Genomic DNA, 18,416 nt, shown 5'->3' on the forward strand with positions numbered 1-18,416 from the left:
GCATGGGTTTTTCGAGAATCCGATTTCCCTGGGAGCGCCTGCGCACCCTCGGAATCATGGGGATGAACGAACGTAATGCCGATTTCATCCTGCCGTACAATTCCCGCCGAAACTTTCCCTTGGTCGATGATAAGTCTAAAACTAAAGCGCTCGCCCTGAGTGCCGGCATCGCCGTTCCGAAGTTGTACGGAATCGTCGAGATCGAACATCAAATTGAGAAGCTAGGGGAGATGCTCGGTCCATATGAGGATTTTGTCATTAAACCAGCGCACGGTAGCGGTGGTGAGGGGATCCTGATAATTGCCGGTCGCCAGAATGGCCGTCATCGAAAAGCCAACGGCGTCTTGGCCAGTGAGGACGAGGTGGGGTATCACATTTCCAACATCTTGAGCGGCATGTACAGTTTGGGCGGTCTGCCGGACTCGGCGCTAATCGAGTATCGAGTCAAGTTCGACCCGATGTTTGAACAAATCAGCTACCAGGGTGTCCCGGACATTCGAACGGTTGTGTTCCGAGGGGTGCCGGTATTGGCGATGATGAGGCTGCCTACGCGTTTGTCCGACGGCAAAGCGAATCTCCACCAGGGCGCTATCGGGGTCGGGATACATTTGGCGAATGGGCGAACGTTTTCTGGTGTCTGGCACGAAACTCCCATCGACCAGCATCCGGATACGGGAGGGGAGCTAGCCGGATTGGAAATCCCATACTGGAATGAAATCCTTGCGCTGACTGCACGCTGCCATGACTTGGTCGGACTGGGGTTTATTGGCGTTGATATCGTATTGGATAAGGATTTTGGTCCATTGATGCTAGAAATCAATGCCAGACCCGGCTTGAGTATTCAGCTTGCCAATAAAATCGGCTTTCTGCCCCGCTTGCGACAAATTGAGCGTATGCGGGAAATACCGGCTTCCGTAGACGAACGGATTAAATTGGCGCAAGAACTGGCCGCCTGAAGCGCGTATCGAGCGCCGAATTGATTGAATTTGAGCTGGAGACAACTCTCGATCATGCTGTGGGTTGAAATATTACGGTAACAATTCTTTGTTACAAATGTCACGCTTTGAGGTGATATCAGGGATCGAGATGTGTTTTATGTTCAATATAAAAATGGGGGTCCAGTGAAAAATAAATTTTTGGCGTTCGGCGCGGTAATTTCAATAGTTCTATCAAGCACCCAAGCGTCCGCTGAATCGGCCCGCGATTACATCAGCGTGGTGGGCTCTTCAACCGTTTATCCTTTCGCGACTGTGGTGGCTGAGCAATTCGGCAAGGGTGGCAAATTCAAGACTCCGAAAATCGAGTCGACCGGAACCGGCGGCGGTATCAAGCTTTTTTGCAGCGGTGTGGGTGTCCAATATCCCGATATTGCCAATGCGTCGCGGCGAATGAAAAAGGCCGAATTTGCCGCATGTCAGAAAGCCGGCGTAAAAGAAATCACGGAAGTGAAAATCGGTTATGACGGAATCGTACTGGCTCACGCCAAGGCCGCGGATCCAATGGAGTTGACGCGTCAAGAAATGTTCTTGGCTCTCGCCAAGAAAGTGCCCGACCCGTCCTGCCAAGAATGCGACAAGCTGGTGGATAATCCGTACAAGACGTGGAACCAAATCAATCCGGTTTTGCCGAACACCAAAATCGAAGTCTTGGGGCCGCCGCCAACCTCCGGTACGCGGGATGCGTTTGCCGAGCTGGCGATGGAAGGCGGCTGTCAGACCTTTAAATGGATTAAGGCTTGGAAGGAAAAAGACGAAGCACAGTTCAAAGGAATTTGCCAAACAGTCAGAGAGGACGGCGCTTATATTGAAGCGGGCGAAAACGACAATTTGATCGTTCAAAAGCTAAGCGCCAATCCTAAAGCCTTGGGTGTTTTCGGTTTCAGCTTCTTGGATCAAAATGGCGATAAAATTTCGGCCGTTCCCGTGGATGGAGTTGCTCCGGATTACGATACGATTTCAGCCCAGCAATATCCAATCTCCCGGCCGCTATTTTTTTATGTTAAAAAGGCCCATGTCGGTGTAATTCCAGGTATCGAAGCTTATCTTTCAGAGTTCACCAGCGACAAGGCTATGGGCGATGAAGGCTATCTTACGGATAAAGGCCTAATTCCTTTGCCTGGCAACGAGCGCAAGGAGGTTGCACAAAATGCAAAGAATTTGAAGAGCTACTCGATGTGACGCAAGTCATTCGAGAAGCGGTATCTCAGCGACCGGGTTGCAATCCCGGTCGCTTGTTTTTCGAGGGTTTGCCTTAGAATGCAGAAATCCACACTTCTCTTCCTGCTTGTATTGCTAAGTGCGGCCGCTTATTACATCGGTCGCCGGCGGTCTCTACAAGTGGCCGGCGGAGCAGTCAGGAATCTTCACTCGCTACCGAGTTATTACGGCTACTACGCCGCGCTTTGGTGTGGAATTCCGGCGTTAACGGTCCTATTTTTATGGGCCTCCTTTGAAAGCTCGATCGTCATCCAGCTTGTTGTCTCGGCACTCCCAGACGGATTGAACTCAGTTCCATCAGATCGGCTCGGTTTGGTAGTTAACGATATCCGAAATGTCGCGAACGGCGCTGTTGCAGGAGGGATCGATCCTGCTATCCAAACTGCAGCGAATCATTATCTTAAGCTGAAAAGTACAAGTAACCTTTTATTAAGCGTGGTGGCGATTTCCGTAGCTATCACCGGGGCGGCATATGCTCATCAACGGATAAGTAAGGAGCATCGAGCCCGGAACCAAGTGGAAAAGTCGGTCACGGTATTTCTAATTGTCTGCTCCACCTTGGCGATCTTTACGACGATAGGTATCGTCTTGTCGGTTCTTTTCGAATCGATCCGTTTTTTCCAAAAGGTACCCGTCACCGAATTTCTGTTCGGTTTGGATTGGAGCCCGCAGATGGCTATTCGAGAGGATCAAGTCGGTTCCTCCGGGGCCTTCGGAGCAGTGCCTCTATTCACGGGCACCTTGTTGATTTCCCTGATCGCAATGCTGGTGGCGGTGCCGATTGGTTTGCTGTCGGCTATCTATTTGTCGGAATATGCTGGCCCTAAGTTTCGTGCTACGGCTAAGCCGCTTCTGGAGATCCTTGCCGGTATACCCACAGTCGTTTATGGCTTTTTCGCGGCGCTGGTCGTTGCCCCGTTTGTCCGTGATCTGGGGGCGCGATTCGGCTTGGATGTATCGTCGGAAAGCGCGCTGGCTGCGGGAGCGGTTATGGGTATCATGATTATTCCGTTCGTGTCGTCCCTTTCCGACGATTTCATCAATGCCGTGCCTCAGTCGCTCCGCGATGGCGCTTATGCTCTAGGCGCGACACAAGCCGAGACGATCAGGCAGGTGATCATACCTGCAGCACTGCCGGGGATCGTGGGTGGCGTTTTGCTGGCGGTGTCTCGCGCTATCGGCGAAACCATGATCGTGGTGATGGCGGCGGGTCTGACGGCCAACCTCACGGCAAACCCTCTGGCGGCAGTCACGACCGTAACAACCCAGATCGTAACCTTGCTGGTTGGCGATCAGGAATTCGATAGTCCCAAAACCTTGGCGGCTTTCGCTCTCGGACTGGTGCTCTTCTTGGTCACGCTGGCGCTAAATATTATCGCGCTGCATATCGTGCGAAAGTATCGGGAACAATATGAATGATCTCAGTGAAGTTTCAGGGCGCTCCCCCCGCCGGACTATCGATGTCGTCCGTACTAGTCTTGTAAAGCGGCGGCAGGCCGAGAAGCGTTTCCAGCTTTATGGGCTTGTGTCCATTATTCTCGGTTTGTGTTTCCTGGTCATTCTATTCGGTAGCATCATTGCCAACGGCTATACGGCTTTCCAACAAACTTCCATAGGGCTGGATATCCATTTCGACCCGGAGCTGATCGATCCGGAGGGCAGGCGCAATCAGTCCGCGCTTATGGAAGCGGATTATGATGGACTTTTAAAAAACGCTCTGAGCTCGCTGTTCCCGGATGTGAAGGAGCGCCAGGCAAAAAGAGCGCTCAATGGTCTTATAAGTTCAGGAGCTTCCTATAGTCTCCGTGATCTTGTTTTGGCAAAGCCGGAACTCCTTGGCAAGATCGAACGGGTTTGGGTTTCCGCCGACGATGACGTCGACATGTTTGTGAAGGGGCAGTCCGGACGGGGCGGAGCAGAGGCCGAGCGACGTCTCAAAGATAATCAAATTGCCTGGATCGACAAGCTTGAGGCTGAAGGCCACATCAAGAAATCGTTCAACACGGCTTTTTTTACCTCCGGTGACTCGCGGGAGCCGGAGTCGGCGGGCATATGGGGCGCCGTGATGGGGTCTTTGTTTACGCTCCTGGTAACCCTCGGTCTCTCATTACCGATCGGTATGGCCGCCGCGGTTTATCTGGAAGAATTCGCGTCGCGCAATCGTTGGACCGATCTCATCGAGGTCAATATCAATAATTTGGCAGCGGTTCCGTCTATCGTATTCGGCCTCCTCGGGCTCGCGGTATTCATCAACTTCTTCGGGCTGCCGAGATCCTCGCCGTTGGTCGGTGGCTTGGTGCTGAGCTTGATGACCCTGCCCGTTATCATCATCGCCGGGCGGTCCGCATTGAAAGCCGTTCCGCCGTCCGTGCGCGAGGCCGCCCTGGGGGTGGGTGCGTCGCCAATGCAGATGGTGTTCCATCATGTCCTCCCGCTTGCCGTTCCCGGAATGATGACGGGCGCCATTATCGGCATGGCTCGTGCGTTGGGTGAAAGCGCTCCGCTTCTTATGATCGGTATGGTCGCGTTCATCGTTGATATTCCCCAAAGCGTCATGGAACCCTCAACGGTTCTTCCGGTGCAAATCTATCTCTGGGCCGATAGTCCGGAGCGTGGCTTTGTCGAGCGTACATCGGCAGCGATCATGGTTCTGCTGGTGTTTTTGATTTTCATGAACGGGTTGGCGGTTTATCTACGCAAACGCTATGAGCGACGCTGGTAACAACGCGTTTTCACTACACGGTCAGAAAAATAGTAGGTTGAGGTATGAATTCACTTATGGAATTTAAAACGTCGGTATCGCACCGAGAGCCGCCACGAATGAAAAACCGTGAAAAAACCTCCGAAGCCTCGTTTAATCGGGAATATGCAAAAACAGTCGGTGACATTACTTCGCCGAATCCGCGCATCGAGTGCCGCGATGTAAACGTCTATTACGGCGATAAGCATGCCATTCAGGACGTTAGTCTCGATATAGGTCGAAATGAAGTAATTGCGCTCATCGGGCCTTCCGGATGCGGCAAGTCAACCTTTATCCGGTGCCTCAACCGGATGAACGACACCATCCCCGCATGTCGGGTGACCGGTCAAATTGTGTTGGACGGTCAGGATATCTACGACGGCTCGCTCGATGTCGTGCCTTTGCGTGCACAAGTAGGCATGGTTTTTCAGAAGCCCAATCCATTTCCGAAGACCATATTCGAAAATGTGGCCTACGGTCCGCGCATACACGGTTTGGCCTCCTCGAAGGCCGAACTTGAAGAGGTTGTAGAAACATCCTTGAGACGCGCGGGTCTTTGGGATGAAGTAAAGGATTACATGCATCATCCGGGTACCAGTTTGTCGGGCGGACAGCAGCAAAGGCTATGCATAGCGCGAACCATAGCGGTTAACCCGGAAGTGATTTTGATGGACGAGCCGTGCTCCGCGCTGGATCCGATTGCCACTGCCAAAATCGAGCAACTGATCGACGAGCTTCGCGCGCACTACACGATCGCGATTGTTACGCACTCCATGCAGCAGGCGGCGCGCGTATCGCAGCGGACTGCTTACTTTCACCTCGGCCGGCTGATCGAAGTGGGTGAAACGGCGCAGATTTTCACGAATCCCCGCCATCAGCTAACCGAGGACTACATCACCGGACGTTTCGGTTAAGGAAAGCGTCCGGCCGTGAAGTAAGAAGGAAGAAGCGATGACTATCCAGAATGAAGGGCACATCGTCAAACGCTTTGACGGCGAGTTGAATCAGCTTCATTACCGCATTGTCGAAATGGGCGGGTTGGCGTTGACTCAGCTCAAGGACGCGTTACTGGCGGTCAAAAACAAAGACCTGGCATTAGCTCGGAAGATTAGTCAGCGTGAAAACGAACTCGATCATCTCGAAGTGGAGACCGATGCGGATATTGTGGAACTCATCGCTCGCCGTTGCCCTGTCGGAGGGGACCTTCGGATGGTCATGGCAGTATCGAAGGGAGTCACCGATTTGGAGCGTATCGGTGACGAGGCGGTGAAGGTTGCAAACATTGCCCTGCAAATCTATGGAAATGATGCCTGTGATCCGAACGATCACCTGCTGCGTGATGTGCACGTAATGGGGCAAATGGCGTCCAGTGCCTTGGAAAAAGCCTTGGAGGCATTCGACCGTTCCAATGACGAGATGGCCAGGGATATAATCACCCACCATCACGAGCTGGAGGATGAGTTCGAAGCCAGTTTGAGGCGATTGATAACTTATATTATGGAAGATTCCCGGAACATCGGTTTTGCCATTAACATGGTGTTGGCCATCAAGGCCTTGGAGCGTATCGGTGCTCATGCGCAGAATCTTGCCGAGTACGTGATTTTTCAAGTCAAAGGAAAGGACGTTCGACACCAAAATCCATGATGGTCTGCCCCTTACGGCAGGCCACCTTCGGCTGGCTATACCGGCGGTGACGCGGTATAGTTCCAAGTCGACATGCAAACCTTCATAAAGCGCATACTGTTACCCCCTTGCAATAAAGTCGGTATTTATCAAGGTTTTTGGGTGGTGACCTCCGGCTGAAACCGGCAGTGAGCGCGCCAATACACATGCAAATGCCAAGATTGATAACTTCACGAACCTTCGTATCCGAACGGAGGCCGATCGCTTCGCGACGTCTTGTGCTCCTCCATTCCAGTTTAACTCGACTCGCTACCGCAGGGGTGTTCGTCCTCTCGGGTTGTGCCGGAACGCGGGAAGTAACTGTCGATTACCCAGAGACGAAACCGACCGAGCTGCGACCTTTGCCGGGCATGTCGGCGGTGCAGGGCGACGATTTCTATATTCAACTGATTTCCGAGTTTGAATTCACGCGTGATGCAAACCGGGGGGAAGGGTGTCAGGAATTCGGCAGAAGCTATAAGAAGGGCGGCGCCTCGGCCGCACTTCTATTTCAGATCAGAAACGACACGCTCAAGCTTTACAGCGAAGTGCCGGCGCTCGTCTACCAAACGGCAGCCGGCGAGTGTAGTTTTACGTTTAACGCCAGAAAAGTTTATCTGACGCCTTGGATGAGGCTCGATACGGCCGAAGACACCCAAATCGACTTCAGCTTCGTCAACAGTTTCAACAGTGATGTCGATTTCACCAAGCTGGCGAATGATGTCGGCACCGCGAGCGGAGTACTGGCGATCACCGGGGCTGGGGCCGGTGTGGCGCTCATGAGTCGGCTCGCCTCGGGTTGGATGCTGAATAACGAGCGGCAGGTTGCGGAGAGGCCGCAGCAAGTTTCCTCAGGGAATCAAAGCAGGCGCGAGGTGCATTCACTGCCGGCGGCTATTACGCTGAACAACCAAGGCGGGGGCGTCAATCAGACGAGTTTTGCCATTCGCGAGGTTTCGGATAGCCCCGTGGCTTTTCTGGGTTCTAACGCGAAGCCTTTGGGAGAAGTCAGGGTTTACGGTGCTCTGCGCTCATCTCTCCTGCTTAAGATCAGCTCCGATGGATTGCCGGATGCCAGAGACCTCTCTCTCGAGGAGCTTTGGCGATCGAAAATGCAAGCAGGTGCGGCGGATGCGAGTCTGTTGAAATATATCACCGAGGCGGATCATCCCGATCGCCCGAATCTTCAGCCGAATTGGGACAGTTACCAAGACGTCGAGGGCAGTTGCAGGAAACTCAAGGTCGTGATGAAGGATCTCGGCTTCAATAGATTCGATCGCAACGCCGTGCTCTATTACTTTTTGGATAAGAGCGCCGATTGGAAGAATTACAACGTGCCGGGACAACAAGTCCTCAGTGGAGAAATCCCTTACAGCCAGTCGCAACAGTATCGGGCCAAGGGCTTCGGCGGATGTTTGGCCTCAGAGGATTACGAGACCATGAAAAAAATGGGGTTGGCCGTCAATTCCGAGGAGGATTGGCGGGGAATCCTGCGCCAGACCCAAGAGAAGGAAAGCTATTCCGCTGCCATTCGCTCCGTGGAGCGGCAATTGATCGCGGCGATGACGAATTCCGATCCGGCGGCGGCTGAGCGCCAGTTATATCCTTTGATAGCAGCCGATGAGAAAGGTGCTGGCACCGTTTTGCTGCAAAACCATCTCGCGAATTTCGGTCTCGAACAAGTCTTGAATGTCCCTGCCGTCCCCGGTACCGGGATTGTGATCACTGCGGCGCAATTAGCCCAGGTTTTCGCAGGACTTCAGATTGACGCTTTAAGTTGCGCCAGACCTGCGTTTGAGCAGGAGAGACCGCTTAAAAACGTGGCGGTTATGCTGTTCGTGACGAAAGCCGGCGGTCCTTTAGCCAAAGGCGGGGCTTTGGAGTTCGAATTCGATGGCGGCAAGGTCAAGCGCTTGGCTTTTCAGCATCCCACTTATCGTGATTACCGGCAGAATCTGCGCGACTATCCGGATTTGGGTGGTTGCAGAATCGATGCCGAATTCGTGGAGCGCCTTAATTGATTGTCTGAGAGAGGTCGCGCGACTCATAGAGTGCGCGTTGCGCTATGGTGGGGGACTGTTTCTCTGGCGCTTTTTCCGTGGCATGGAAAGCACGCTCCGAATGGAAACTGATCGATGGTCTTCGTTTTTAGAGCCTGTCTAGCGGGCGATTAAATCGCCGTCTCGTGTTCCAAATAGCCGGAAAGCGGAGACGGCGGGTTTCAGCCGTCAAACGTGCCGCGCGCGCCTCGGCGGAAAAGTCGATTGGCTTTCGGAGCGAGGGCGTGCCTCGTTTACCCGAATATTACGACCCTTGAGCTCGGCGCCGTCTAGCTGCTTGATAGCCTCTTCAGCGCTAGCTTGGTCCGGCATTTCTACGAAGCCGAAACCCTTGGAGCGACCTGTAAGTTTATCCATCACCACGTTGGCGGTGATAACTTCGCCAAACTGTTCAAAAGCTTGGCGCAATTCCTCGCTGGTGAGTTGATAGGACAAATTGCCGACGTAGATATTCATCGAAAACACCTGTTCATGACTTCGTGCCATTTCCTTACTAAACACATCAGCTGCTCAACGAATGGCACTAAGATCAAGAACTGATGATTGACTCCATCAGCGGAGCCAAATTGCCGGCCTGTATTTTCATCCATACCAGGTGAAGGAGAAAGGCTGAAAATATCCCGATATACCATAAGCTTCAAAGGGAATTTGTCCGATGTCAATAACTCGGTCGTTGTTCCTGATATTTTAAAAACAGCTCGACTTTTTCCCGATCGGGAATGCCCGGCCGCGCGCCTGCTTTAGTGCAGCAGAGAGCGCCTGCGGCGCTGGCGTAGCGCAAGATTTCCCGCCAATTCCGGCCACTCGCGAGGGCGGCGGCGAACGCCCCGTGAAAGGCGTCGCCGGCCCCTGTGGTGTCCACGGCCTGTACCGGAAAAGCGGGCAGGCTTCCCGACTCGATGCCTTTTTTCCAAATCAGTCCGTGCTCGCCCGAGGTAATGACGACTGCGGGCGAGCGTTCGGCCAAGCGATTTAAAGCTCGCTCCGGGGCATCTTCATCCAGCCATTGCCTAGCGAACTTTTCGGAGCAAACCAGGAAGTCCACTGAGAACATCAGCGCCTCGGTTCCCTTGTGTAGAGATCCAGCGTCCAGGACTGTGGGAATGCCCCTAGACTTCGCCCATGCGCATAAGGGCTCGGAGACAGCGGCTTCGTGTCCATCAAACAGAATCACTTCCGGCGCGACGGCCGAAAAATCAATGCTGTTTGCCGGAAGAGGTCTAGTGTCGCCCTTATAGTTGACCAGAGCCCGCTTGCCGTCCGGTTTTACCAAGATTGTGGACAATGGGGTGGGAGAAGAGCCTCGCACGATTAGATTCGTGGTTACCTGTTCTCGCCGCAGTTCCTCCAAATGCATGTGCCCGTAGAGGTCGTTCCCTAAATAACCCGCAAAGGCAGCCTTATAGCCCAGACGTGCTGCGGTTACAGCCGCGTTAGCTGCGGGACCGCCACCACAGGAGACCAGCGAATCGGCAAAGATTTTTTCGTCCGCTTCCGGGTGGTGAGGCACGGAAAAAACCAGGTCATAAGATGCGTGTCCGACGCACAACACCTGAATATCGTGGCTTTCGATCATTGGGTAGGGAGTTTGCTGTTCATCCTTGAGAAGGTCGTCCTGTGGATCGGATAGAAGGCTATTTTTCCAAACCGAGAAAGTTCCACAATCGCTCCATGGCGGACGGCTCGTAAACTAGATCTTTGGCCTGACCGGGAACGCCGTTGGCATAGTTGAACGCGTAGACTCGTGCCGCGTCGTCGGCCAACTCCTTCATATCCAGCTTGCGGTACGCTTGCTCCATAATCTGCAAAGCCACGGGCACGGCCGGGGTGCGTTGATAGTTGCGGATGATTTCGGTACAGCGCCTGGCGGCTGCAAGATAGGCGCCCCGTCGCATGTAGAAGTCGGCGACGTGAACCTCGTACATGGCCAGATTGTTTCTTAGCGACACCATGCGTTGCTTGGCGTCATCCACGTAGCGACTGTTGGGGAACTTCGTGATCAGTTCATCGAATTCTTTGTAGGCATCCCGCGCTGATCCGGGATCCCGTTGGGAAGAGTCCGTCGGCATAAAACGATCGATAAAGCTTATGCCTCGGTTATAATTCACCAATCCTCTGAGGTAATAGGCGTAATCGACGTTGGGGTGGGTCGGATTGAGCTTGATGAAGCGGTCGGTGGCGGCGAGAGCTGAGTCGGATTCGTCGTTTTTGTAGTAAGCGTAGGCGATGTCGAGTTGCGCCTGAGTCGCATATTTGCCGAACGGATAGCGCGCTTCCAATTTCTCGTATAATCGCACCGCTTTTTCGTAACGTTTCTCCGTCAGCGCTTTTTTCGCCTCGGTGTAAAACTGCTCCGCGGTCCAATCGGCGTATTCGTCCGTTTGCTCGCGATTGCCGGAGCAGCCGGATAACGCCAAGGCAAAGGCCAAGGGCCAAAGAATGAGGCACGCAGCCCGAAAAAGAGTGAAAAAAAACGGCATGATCGGGTCGGACAGTCTTAACGGCCGCAGTATACCTTGAATTGTTGATTCCATAGAAGTGAATTCCACCCGCATTTTCACCGCCGAAATTCCGCCATCGCTGGCTGGCTCGCGCCTCGATCAAGCCTTGAGCGAGCTGTTTCCGGATTTTTCCCGAAGCCGCCTGCAATACTGGATCAAGAACGGATCGGCCCGGGTCGATGGGGCGGTTCTGCCCCCCAAGCACCGTATTCTGGGCGGCGAGCAGGTAGTATTGCACGCCGATGTCGAGGAGACCACGACAGTCGAGAGTCAGGATATCCCTCTAACCGTCGTCTACGAGGACGAAGCGATCTTGATCATCGACAAGCCGGCTGGTCTTGTCGTGCACCCGGCGGCTGGCCATCGTGACGGGACTTTGCAGAATGCTTTGCTGCATCATGCTCCCATGCTGGCAGGTATTCCGCGCTGCGGCATCGTCCACAGACTGGACAAGGACACCAGTGGATTGTTGATGGCCGCTAAGACATTGCCCGCGCACAAGTCGCTGGTGGAGCAGCTTCAAGCTCGGACCGTGCATCGGGAATATTTGGCTTTGGTGCAAGGCACCATGACTGCCGGCGGAACGGTGGACGAACCGATCGGCCGGCACCAGACCGACCGGAAGCGTTTCGCCGTCCGCGATGAAGGCAAGCTCGCCGTCACCCATTACCGTATCGCCGAGCGTTTTCCCCATCACACTTTGCTCCGGGTAAAGCTTGAAACCGGGCGCACCCATCAAATCCGCGTTCACATGGTTCATATCCGCCATCCGCTGGTGGGGGACCCGGTGTACGGCGGCCGGCTTCGAATACCGGCCGGGGCGAGCGAGGAGCTGATTAGGGTCATCCGGGATTTCAAAAGACAGGCCTTGCATGCGGAAAAGCTCGGGATTATTCACCCGGTAACCCACGAGTATATGGAGTGGCAGTCGCCGCTTCCGGCGGATTTTTCCGATTTGCTCGCGGCGTTGAGAGAACGGGCATGAGCGGATTCTGGATCGAACCCGAGTGGCCTGTGCCGCCCGGTATCCGAGCAGCGAGCACATTGCGCCGGGGCGGAGTAAGCAAAGGACCTTACCATGGCCTTAACCTGGGCGCTCATGTCGGGGACGAGCCGAGTCGGGTTGCGGAAAACCGGCGCCGGCTAAGAGATGCCTTGAATCTGCTCGCGGAACCCGTCTGGTTGAATCAAATACACGGAACTCAAGTCGTGCGCGCCGATGCATTGTCGGACCGAAGCGCGGATGCGGCATTCACGCACGACACCGGTGTCGTTTGTGCGGTCATGACCGCGGATTGTCTTCCGGTCTTGCTTTGTTCGAAGGAAGGCGATCGCGTGGCGGCGGTGCACGCCGGGTGGAAAGGGCTTGCGGCCGGCGTGATCGAAGCGGCCATCGAGTCGCTGGGGGAAGGCAACTTAATGGCATGGCTCGGGCCTGCCATAGGCCAGGATGCGTTCGAGGTGGGCGATGAGGTTCGAGAAGCCTTCGTCCGCAAGAGGTCAGCGTTCGCCGCGGCGTTCCGCGAAACGGAGGACGCAAAATGGCTGGCGGATCTTTACCGTCTCGCTCGTATTGTGCTGAACGATGTCGGTATTTCGGAAATCTACGGCGGCGGTTTCTGTACCTTCAGCAATGCCGAAGATTTTTTTTCCTATCGACGCGACCGCGTCACGGGCCGCATGGCCACGTTGATCTGGCGCGAATAATACAAACAAAACATTAATGAATCTGCTTCTTTGGATTGTTGTTTTCACGTTGATCGGCGGCGTCTTGAGCGTCCTTGCGGCATCGTTGTTCCTGATGATTCCCGACCGTCATCATCCCCGCGTGCTGCCCCACGGCATCAGCTTCGCCTTGGGCGCGTTATTGAGCGTGGCTTTTCTGGATCTTTTACCCCACGCCGTCGAAACGGTCGGCGTGGAGAGGTCGGACACCGTCTTTGCCGCCGTGCTGGTCGGAATACTCGGGTTGTTCTTGCTGGAAAAGCTGCTGCTTTGGCGGCATTGCCATGCCGGCGATTGCGAGACGCACACGGACGAGCATTTTCACCAGCCGGCCGGCACCCTTATCGTACTGGGCGACGGCATCCACAACTTTGTGGATGGCGTGCTGATCGCCGCGGCCTTTCTCACCGATTTGCACTTAGGAGTAGTCACCAGCCTGGCGGTGTTCGCCCACGAGATTCCGCAGGAAGTGGGCGATTTTGCGATTCTGCTGAAGAGCGGTTACAGCCGCGCCAAGGCCTTGCTCTACAATCTGCTGTCCAGCCTGGCGACTCTGCTGGGCGGTGTTTTGGCGTATTACAGTTTAGAAAATCTCCGCGAGGCTCTGCCATACTTTCTCGCCTTGGCGGCATCGAGTTTCGTCTACGTGGCGGTTGCGGACCTCATTCCCAGTTTGCACCATCGCACCAACGCCAGCGCCGCATTCCAACAAATCGCCATGATAAGTGCCGGCGTGCTGCTGGTCTTTTCGGCGCATGCGTATACCGAAGAATTCCATAAAGATCACTCCCGTCCGGCCGTTTCGTCGGAGCGCCCCGCCATCGTTCCGTAGAGGTATCGGTTGGCGGCGGCTTTATTCGGCCAGGCCGCGCAGTTGCGCCACTAGCTCCCGCAGAGCTTTGCCGCGGTGGCTCAGCTGGTTTTTTTCTTCAGGGGACAATTCGGCCGAGGCGCAGCCTTTTTCCGGCACAAGAAACAGCGGATCGTAACCGAAACCCTGCACCCCGCGCGGCTCATGCAAAATGATCCCCTCCCACACGCCTTGCCCGATCAAAGGGCTCGGGTCTTGCTTGTGGCGCAGAAAAACCATGACGCAGCGAAACCGGGCCGTACGGCCAGCGTCCGGGATACCCTCCAGATCCCGTAGCAGCTTGGCGTTATTCGCAGTATCGTTGGCGCCTACCCCGGCGTAGCGGGCCGAGAAAACGCCGGGTGCTCCTCCCAAGGCGTCGACTTCCAGCCCCGAATCGTCGGCGATGGCCGGCAAGCCGGAAAGCTTGCTGGCGTGCTGGGCTTTCAGGATGGCATTCTCGACAAATGTGAGCCCGACTTCTTCGACGTCCGGGATTTGAAAAGCGGATTGCGGTACGATTTCAATGCCATCGTTTATTAACATGGCTTGGATTTCGCGGACCTTTCCGGGATTGTTGCTGGCGAGCAGGATTTTTTTCATCGTCGGCTTGTCTCAGGATGGCGGGCCGAATCCTTCCCCAAGAGGAGCGTTTCAGCCGGTGCGCTGACTGCTTCTTGAGCAGGCGGTGCCATAAACAATAACAATTTGAAAGGAGAAAAACACATGAGCCAAATCTTGAACGAAGTTCTCAGCGCCAATCAGGCGTATGCCGGGAGTTTCGATAAAGGCCATCTTCCCTTGCCGCCGGGGCGGCATTTCTCGATCCTGACCTGTATGGATGCCCGGTTGGATCCGGCCAAGTACGCCGGTCTTTCCGAGGGCGATGCTCACGTGATCCGCAATGCGGGAGGGCGGGCGAGCGACGATGCGATCCGTTCCCTGGTAATCTCGTACAAATTGCTCGGAACCCGCGAGTGGTTTGTGATTCACCACACCGACTGCGGCATGGAGCTGTTCACCAACGAGATCATGAGCGACCTATTGAGCAGCAGCCTGGAAACCGCCACCATTGACGCCAACGGTTGGCGCGACGTTGGAAGGGGGCCGGGTTCAGCAGACGGCAAATACATCAACTGGCTGACCATCAAAAACCAGGAGCAGAGCGTCGCCGAGGACGTGAAACGGATTCGCAGCCACGTCCTGGTGCCGAAAAACATCCCGATCTACGGTTTCATCTATGACGTCAGATCGGGCAAGCTGGTGGAAGTGCCCGAAGCCATGGCGGCCGGGCGTCCGCTTTAACGTACTGTGAGATAGTTTTTATTCGCGATGCAAAGCCGGTTTTAGCCGGCTTTGCCGTCTTCAAGCGCGGCCTGCTGATGGGCCAATAAATCTTTGATTCCCTTACCGGCCAGGTCGAGCATGGCGTCGAGCTCCTCCCGCCGAAAGGCATGACCTTCCGCCGTGCCTTGAACCTCCACATAGGCGCCGGCATCGTTCATGACCACGTTCATATCGGTTTCCGCCTCGCAATCCTCGCGATAATCGAGGTCCAGCACCGGTATGCCCTTGTAGATGCCGACCGATACCGATGCAATTTGGCCGTGAATGGGATTGATCTTGAGCTTTCTCTGCTTCATCAGGTTGCGTATAGCGATGGACAACGCGACGTAGCCGCCGGTAATCGAGGCCGTGCGGGTACCGCCATCGGCCTGGATGACATCGCAGTCAATGGTAATGGTCCGCTCTCCCAGTGCTTCCAGGTTCAGCGCCGCCCGCAGGGAACGCCCGATAAGCCGCTGGATTTCCATGGTGCGGCCGCCCTGTTTGCCCCTGGACGCTTCCCGTCCCATTCGTTCATGCGTGGAGCGTGGCAACATGCCGTATTCCGCCGTAATCCAGCCGCTGCCTTTGCCTTTCAGGAACGGCGGCACCTTTTCCTCGATGCTGGCCGTGCAGATTACGCGCGTATCGCCGAATTCGACGAGCACCGAGCCTTCCGCGTGTTTCGTGTAGTTGCAGGTCAATGCGATCTTTCGCAGCTCATCCGCCTGACGTCCGCTCGGTCTCATGGTATTGCTCACTCTTCGAAAATCGAGGCAGTATACCCGAATTCAAATACCCTCGCTTTTTACCGGCAGTCCGAGACAGAGGTAACAATAGTCACCCATGAACGCTAAACGGTTTTTGTATTTGGTCGGGTTCGCGTTGCTTTTCGTGATAGCGCCCGCAAGCTACCAGATTGACAGGATTGCTCAGTCGCTGCCCGTCATGGGCGGTGAAACGAGCCTGCCCGGACTCTCCGCTAAGGCCGAGGTCGAAGCGGACGAATTCGGAATTCCCTCGGTACGGACCGGAACTCGAGAGGATGCGTTCCGCGTGCTGGGCTATCTCCATGCGCGGGACCGGCTTTTCCAAATGGATCTCATGCGGCGCAAGACCGCCGGACGATTAGCGGAAATTTTCGGAGAAAAGGCTTTGACCCTAGATAAGCGGCAGAGAGCCTATCAGTTCCGACGTGCGGCCGAGGATGCCGTGAACCGGATGCCGGCCGATCAACGCACCGTATTGCAAGCCTACACGGACGGCGTGAATGCGTTTATCTCACGGGCTAAAGTCCTGCCGTTCGAGTTCCGTTTTCTGGGTTATCGTCCCGATCCCTGGCGGCCGGAAGACAGCATGCTGGTCGCACTGGGCATGTTTCAAACCCTGAACGGAAACGACAAGGACGAGCGAACCCTCACGCTGATGGACCGTTTTCTGCCGTCCGAAGTGACGGCTTTTATGACGCCCGACACCGACCCATACGCGTCCGTGCTGCTGGGCGGCGAAGAGTCCCGCCGGCCGGCGCGCAAGGTTCCGGTGAAATCGATCGCAAGTCTGATCGACGAGGCGGGAGCTCAGAAGTTCGGCGGTGCCATCGAGCCGGAAGCGCCGAGCATCGGCTCGAACAACTGGGTGGTGGGCGGAACGAAAACCAAGGACGGGCGCGCGATCGTGGCCAACGATATGCACTTGGGTCTTGGGGTGCCGAATATCTGGTACCGTGCCCGGTTGCTCTATGGCGATGTGGATTTTTCCGGCGTTACCCTGCCGGGGGTGCCGCTCGTCGTGGTCGGCAGCAACGGCCATGTGGCTTGGGGTTTCACCAACGTGGACGCCGATTTGATGGATCTGGTGCGGATCGAGCTCAATCCCGCCGATCCCGGTCAATACCGGACGCCCGAAGGCTGGCGGCAGTTCGAGACCCGAGCCGAGACCATCGCCGTGAAGGACGGTAACGCCGAGACCATCGAGCTGAAGAGCACGGTTTGGGGGCCGTTATCCCCGGACCCGCTGCTAGGCCAAGCCGTGGCGATCCGCTGGATCGCGCTGGATCCGCGAGCCGTGAATCTGGGTTTGCTCGGGATGGACCAGGCCAAAACCCTGAAGGAAGCCATGGCTGTCGTGAACCGCGCCGGCGCACCGCCTCAGAACGTCGTTCTGGCGGACGAATCGGGGCACATCGCCTGGACTTACATGGGCTTTTTCCCGAAACGGGTGGGCTTCGACGGCAGCGTCAGCGTTTCCTGGGCGGACGGCGGCGCCCGCTGGGACGGATTCATTCCGCCGGAAGAACTACCGCGGGTCATCGATCCCGCCGAAGGATTTCTGGCGACTGCCAACAACCGCACCTTGGGTAAAGGCTATCCCTACGTGATCGGCCACAATTTCTCCTACAGCTATCGAGCCTACCGCATCGCCGAGCGGCTTAAAGGGATGAGCCAGGTGTCGGAACAGGACATGCTGGCGTTACAGCTCGATACGGTTAGCGAGTTTTACGAGTTCTATCGCCGCTTGGCGTTGTCCGTGCTGACCGAAGAGACGCAGAGCCAAGACGCGGTTCTGGCCGACGCCAAGCGTTCGATCGAGCGCTGGAACGGCCGCCTCGATGCCGAAAGCACCGGTATCGGGCTGCTGGTCGAGTGGCGGCAGAATCTCGCAAAAGCCGTGTTCGCTCCCCTGGTGAGCCGTTGCGCGGCGGCCGATCCGAGTTTTGCCTATGCCTGGCGCGAGCAGGAAACGCCCCTCCGCACGCTGCTGACGGAGCAAACTCCGGAAACCCTGCCGGATCGTCAGTATGCCGATTGGCGCCGTTTCTTGACCGAGACGCTCCGCCGCAGCGCGGATGAGGTCAGGCGGCGGAGCGGTATCGACCGGCTGGAGGACCTTGCCTGGGGGCAGATCAATCGGGTTCATTTGAGCCATCCGTTCGGCCGGGCGTTCACACTAGCCGGCTGGATTCTGGACATGCCCGATGAGCCCGCGAGCGGCTGCAGCAGTTTCTGCGTGCGAGTGTTCTACGACGGGCATGGCGCCAGCGAGCGCATGGCCGTGTCGCCGGGCCACCCCGAGAACGGTATTCTTCACATGCCGGGCGGCCAATCGGGACACCCGTTCTCGGCGCATTACCGCGATCAGCAAGAAGCCTGGCTTGAAGGTATCGCTCTGCCTTTTTTGCCGGGCGCGGCTAAGCATCGTTTGATATTGGCGCCCGAACAATAATCTCTCGCGGATAGTTTTAGGTTGGTTCAGTCCGGAGAGGCATAATCCTATGGTCAATGTCTGATTATTGAGTGATGCTTTGTTACCGTAATGCGGCCTACGAATTGCCAGGGA

17 protein-coding genes are annotated in these 18,416 nt (G+C 55.7%); 12 read left to right on the forward strand and 5 right to left on the reverse strand.

Annotated features, from left to right (window positions below):
- The first annotated feature begins 2 nt into the window (after window positions 1-2).
- The 7 genes from VEB01_RS06005 (at window position 3) to VEB01_RS06035 (ending at window position 8,639) form a co-directional block, all read left to right on the forward strand.
- Window positions 3-956 carry an alpha-L-glutamate ligase-like protein gene (locus VEB01_RS06005; protein WP_324873695.1) on the forward strand — a complete coding sequence of 318 codons (954 nt, stop codon included), beginning with the start codon at window positions 3-5 and terminating at the stop codon, window positions 954-956.
- 165 nt (window positions 957-1,121) lie between these two features.
- Entirely contained in the window at window positions 1,122-2,177 is a 1,056-nt protein-coding gene (locus VEB01_RS06010) for a PstS family phosphate ABC transporter substrate-binding protein (RefSeq protein WP_324873697.1), read from the forward strand.
- Between the two features lie 78 nt (window positions 2,178-2,255).
- Window positions 2,256-3,635, forward strand: a complete 1,380-nt coding sequence (gene pstC / locus VEB01_RS06015) for a phosphate ABC transporter permease subunit PstC (protein ID WP_324873699.1) — start codon at window positions 2,256-2,258, stop codon at window positions 3,633-3,635.
- Window positions 3,628-4,938: a phosphate ABC transporter permease PstA gene (pstA, locus tag VEB01_RS06020; protein ID WP_324873701.1), complete on the forward strand. Its 1,311-nt coding sequence runs from the start codon at window positions 3,628-3,630 to the stop codon at window positions 4,936-4,938. Before pstC ends, pstA begins: the two co-directional genes overlap by 8 nt.
- A gap of 98 nt (window positions 4,939-5,036) precedes the next feature.
- On the forward strand, window positions 5,037-5,870 hold the full coding sequence (pstB, locus tag VEB01_RS06025) for a phosphate ABC transporter ATP-binding protein PstB (RefSeq protein ID WP_324873703.1): 834 nt from the start codon (window positions 5,037-5,039) through the stop codon (window positions 5,868-5,870).
- Window positions 5,871-5,907: 37 nt separating this feature from the next.
- Window positions 5,908-6,600, forward strand: coding sequence for a phosphate signaling complex protein PhoU (gene phoU / locus VEB01_RS06030; RefSeq protein ID WP_324873705.1), 693 nt, complete (start codon window positions 5,908-5,910; stop codon window positions 6,598-6,600).
- 380 nt (window positions 6,601-6,980) lie between these two features.
- Window positions 6,981-8,639: a hypothetical protein gene (locus VEB01_RS06035; RefSeq protein WP_324873707.1), complete on the forward strand. Its 1,659-nt coding sequence runs from the start codon at window positions 6,981-6,983 to the stop codon at window positions 8,637-8,639.
- Between the two features lie 207 nt (window positions 8,640-8,846).
- Here the strand turns inward: VEB01_RS06035 and VEB01_RS06040 are convergent, their stop codons facing one another.
- The 3 genes from VEB01_RS06040 to VEB01_RS06050 all read right to left on the reverse strand — a co-directional run bounded on the left by VEB01_RS06040 (window position 8,847) and on the right by VEB01_RS06050 (window position 11,158).
- Window positions 8,847-9,179, reverse strand: coding sequence for an RNA recognition motif domain-containing protein (locus VEB01_RS06040; RefSeq protein ID WP_324873709.1), 333 nt, complete (start codon window positions 9,177-9,179; stop codon window positions 8,847-8,849).
- Window positions 9,180-9,336: 157 nt separating this feature from the next.
- Entirely contained in the window at window positions 9,337-10,254 is a 918-nt protein-coding gene (locus VEB01_RS06045) for a carbohydrate kinase family protein (protein ID WP_324873711.1), read from the reverse strand.
- A 58-nt stretch (window positions 10,255-10,312) separates the two neighbouring features.
- Window positions 10,313-11,158: an outer membrane protein assembly factor BamD gene (locus tag VEB01_RS06050; RefSeq protein ID WP_414675420.1), complete on the reverse strand. Its 846-nt coding sequence runs from the start codon at window positions 11,156-11,158 to the stop codon at window positions 10,313-10,315.
- A 58-nt stretch (window positions 11,159-11,216) separates the two neighbouring features.
- On the opposite strand from VEB01_RS06050, the gene rluD reads away from it, so the two are divergent.
- The 3 genes from rluD to VEB01_RS06065 are packed head-to-tail and all read left to right on the forward strand — an operon-like array spanning window position 11,217 to window position 13,736.
- Window positions 11,217-12,164: a 23S rRNA pseudouridine(1911/1915/1917) synthase RluD gene (rluD, locus tag VEB01_RS06055; protein WP_324873713.1), complete on the forward strand. Its 948-nt coding sequence runs from the start codon at window positions 11,217-11,219 to the stop codon at window positions 12,162-12,164.
- Complete coding sequence (gene pgeF, locus VEB01_RS06060; protein ID WP_324873715.1) at window positions 12,161-12,886, forward strand: peptidoglycan editing factor PgeF; 726 nt, start codon at window positions 12,161-12,163, stop codon at window positions 12,884-12,886. Before rluD ends, pgeF begins: the two co-directional genes overlap by 4 nt.
- Before the next feature lie 16 nt (window positions 12,887-12,902).
- A complete protein-coding gene (locus VEB01_RS06065) occupies window positions 12,903-13,736 on the forward strand; it encodes a ZIP family metal transporter (protein WP_324873716.1) in 834 nt (277 codons plus the stop codon).
- Between the two features lie 21 nt (window positions 13,737-13,757).
- On the opposite strand, the gene rdgB is transcribed toward VEB01_RS06065, so the two are convergent.
- A complete protein-coding gene (gene rdgB, locus VEB01_RS06070) occupies window positions 13,758-14,357 on the reverse strand; it encodes an RdgB/HAM1 family non-canonical purine NTP pyrophosphatase (protein WP_324873718.1) in 600 nt (199 codons plus the stop codon).
- Between the two features lie 123 nt (window positions 14,358-14,480).
- Between rdgB and VEB01_RS06075 the strand changes: the two genes are divergently transcribed.
- Window positions 14,481-15,059 carry a beta-class carbonic anhydrase gene (locus tag VEB01_RS06075; protein ID WP_324873720.1) on the forward strand — a complete coding sequence of 193 codons (579 nt, stop codon included), beginning with the start codon at window positions 14,481-14,483 and terminating at the stop codon, window positions 15,057-15,059.
- Window positions 15,060-15,100: 41 nt separating this feature from the next.
- Here VEB01_RS06075 and rph read toward each other — a convergent pair whose 3' ends face one another.
- On the reverse strand, window positions 15,101-15,829 hold the full coding sequence (gene rph, locus VEB01_RS06080) for a ribonuclease PH (RefSeq protein ID WP_324873722.1): 729 nt from the start codon (window positions 15,827-15,829) through the stop codon (window positions 15,101-15,103).
- 97 nt (window positions 15,830-15,926) lie between these two features.
- Here rph and VEB01_RS06085 point away from each other — a divergent pair, with 97 nt between their 5' ends.
- A complete protein-coding gene (locus VEB01_RS06085; RefSeq protein WP_324873724.1) occupies window positions 15,927-18,302 on the forward strand; it encodes a penicillin acylase family protein in 2,376 nt (791 codons plus the stop codon).
- The last annotated feature ends 114 nt before the right edge of the window (window positions 18,303-18,416 follow it).

It is taken from the genome of Methylocaldum sp. (genome assembly GCF_035627495.1).
Taxonomy (GTDB): Bacteria; Pseudomonadota; Gammaproteobacteria; order Methylococcales; family Methylococcaceae; genus Methylocaldum.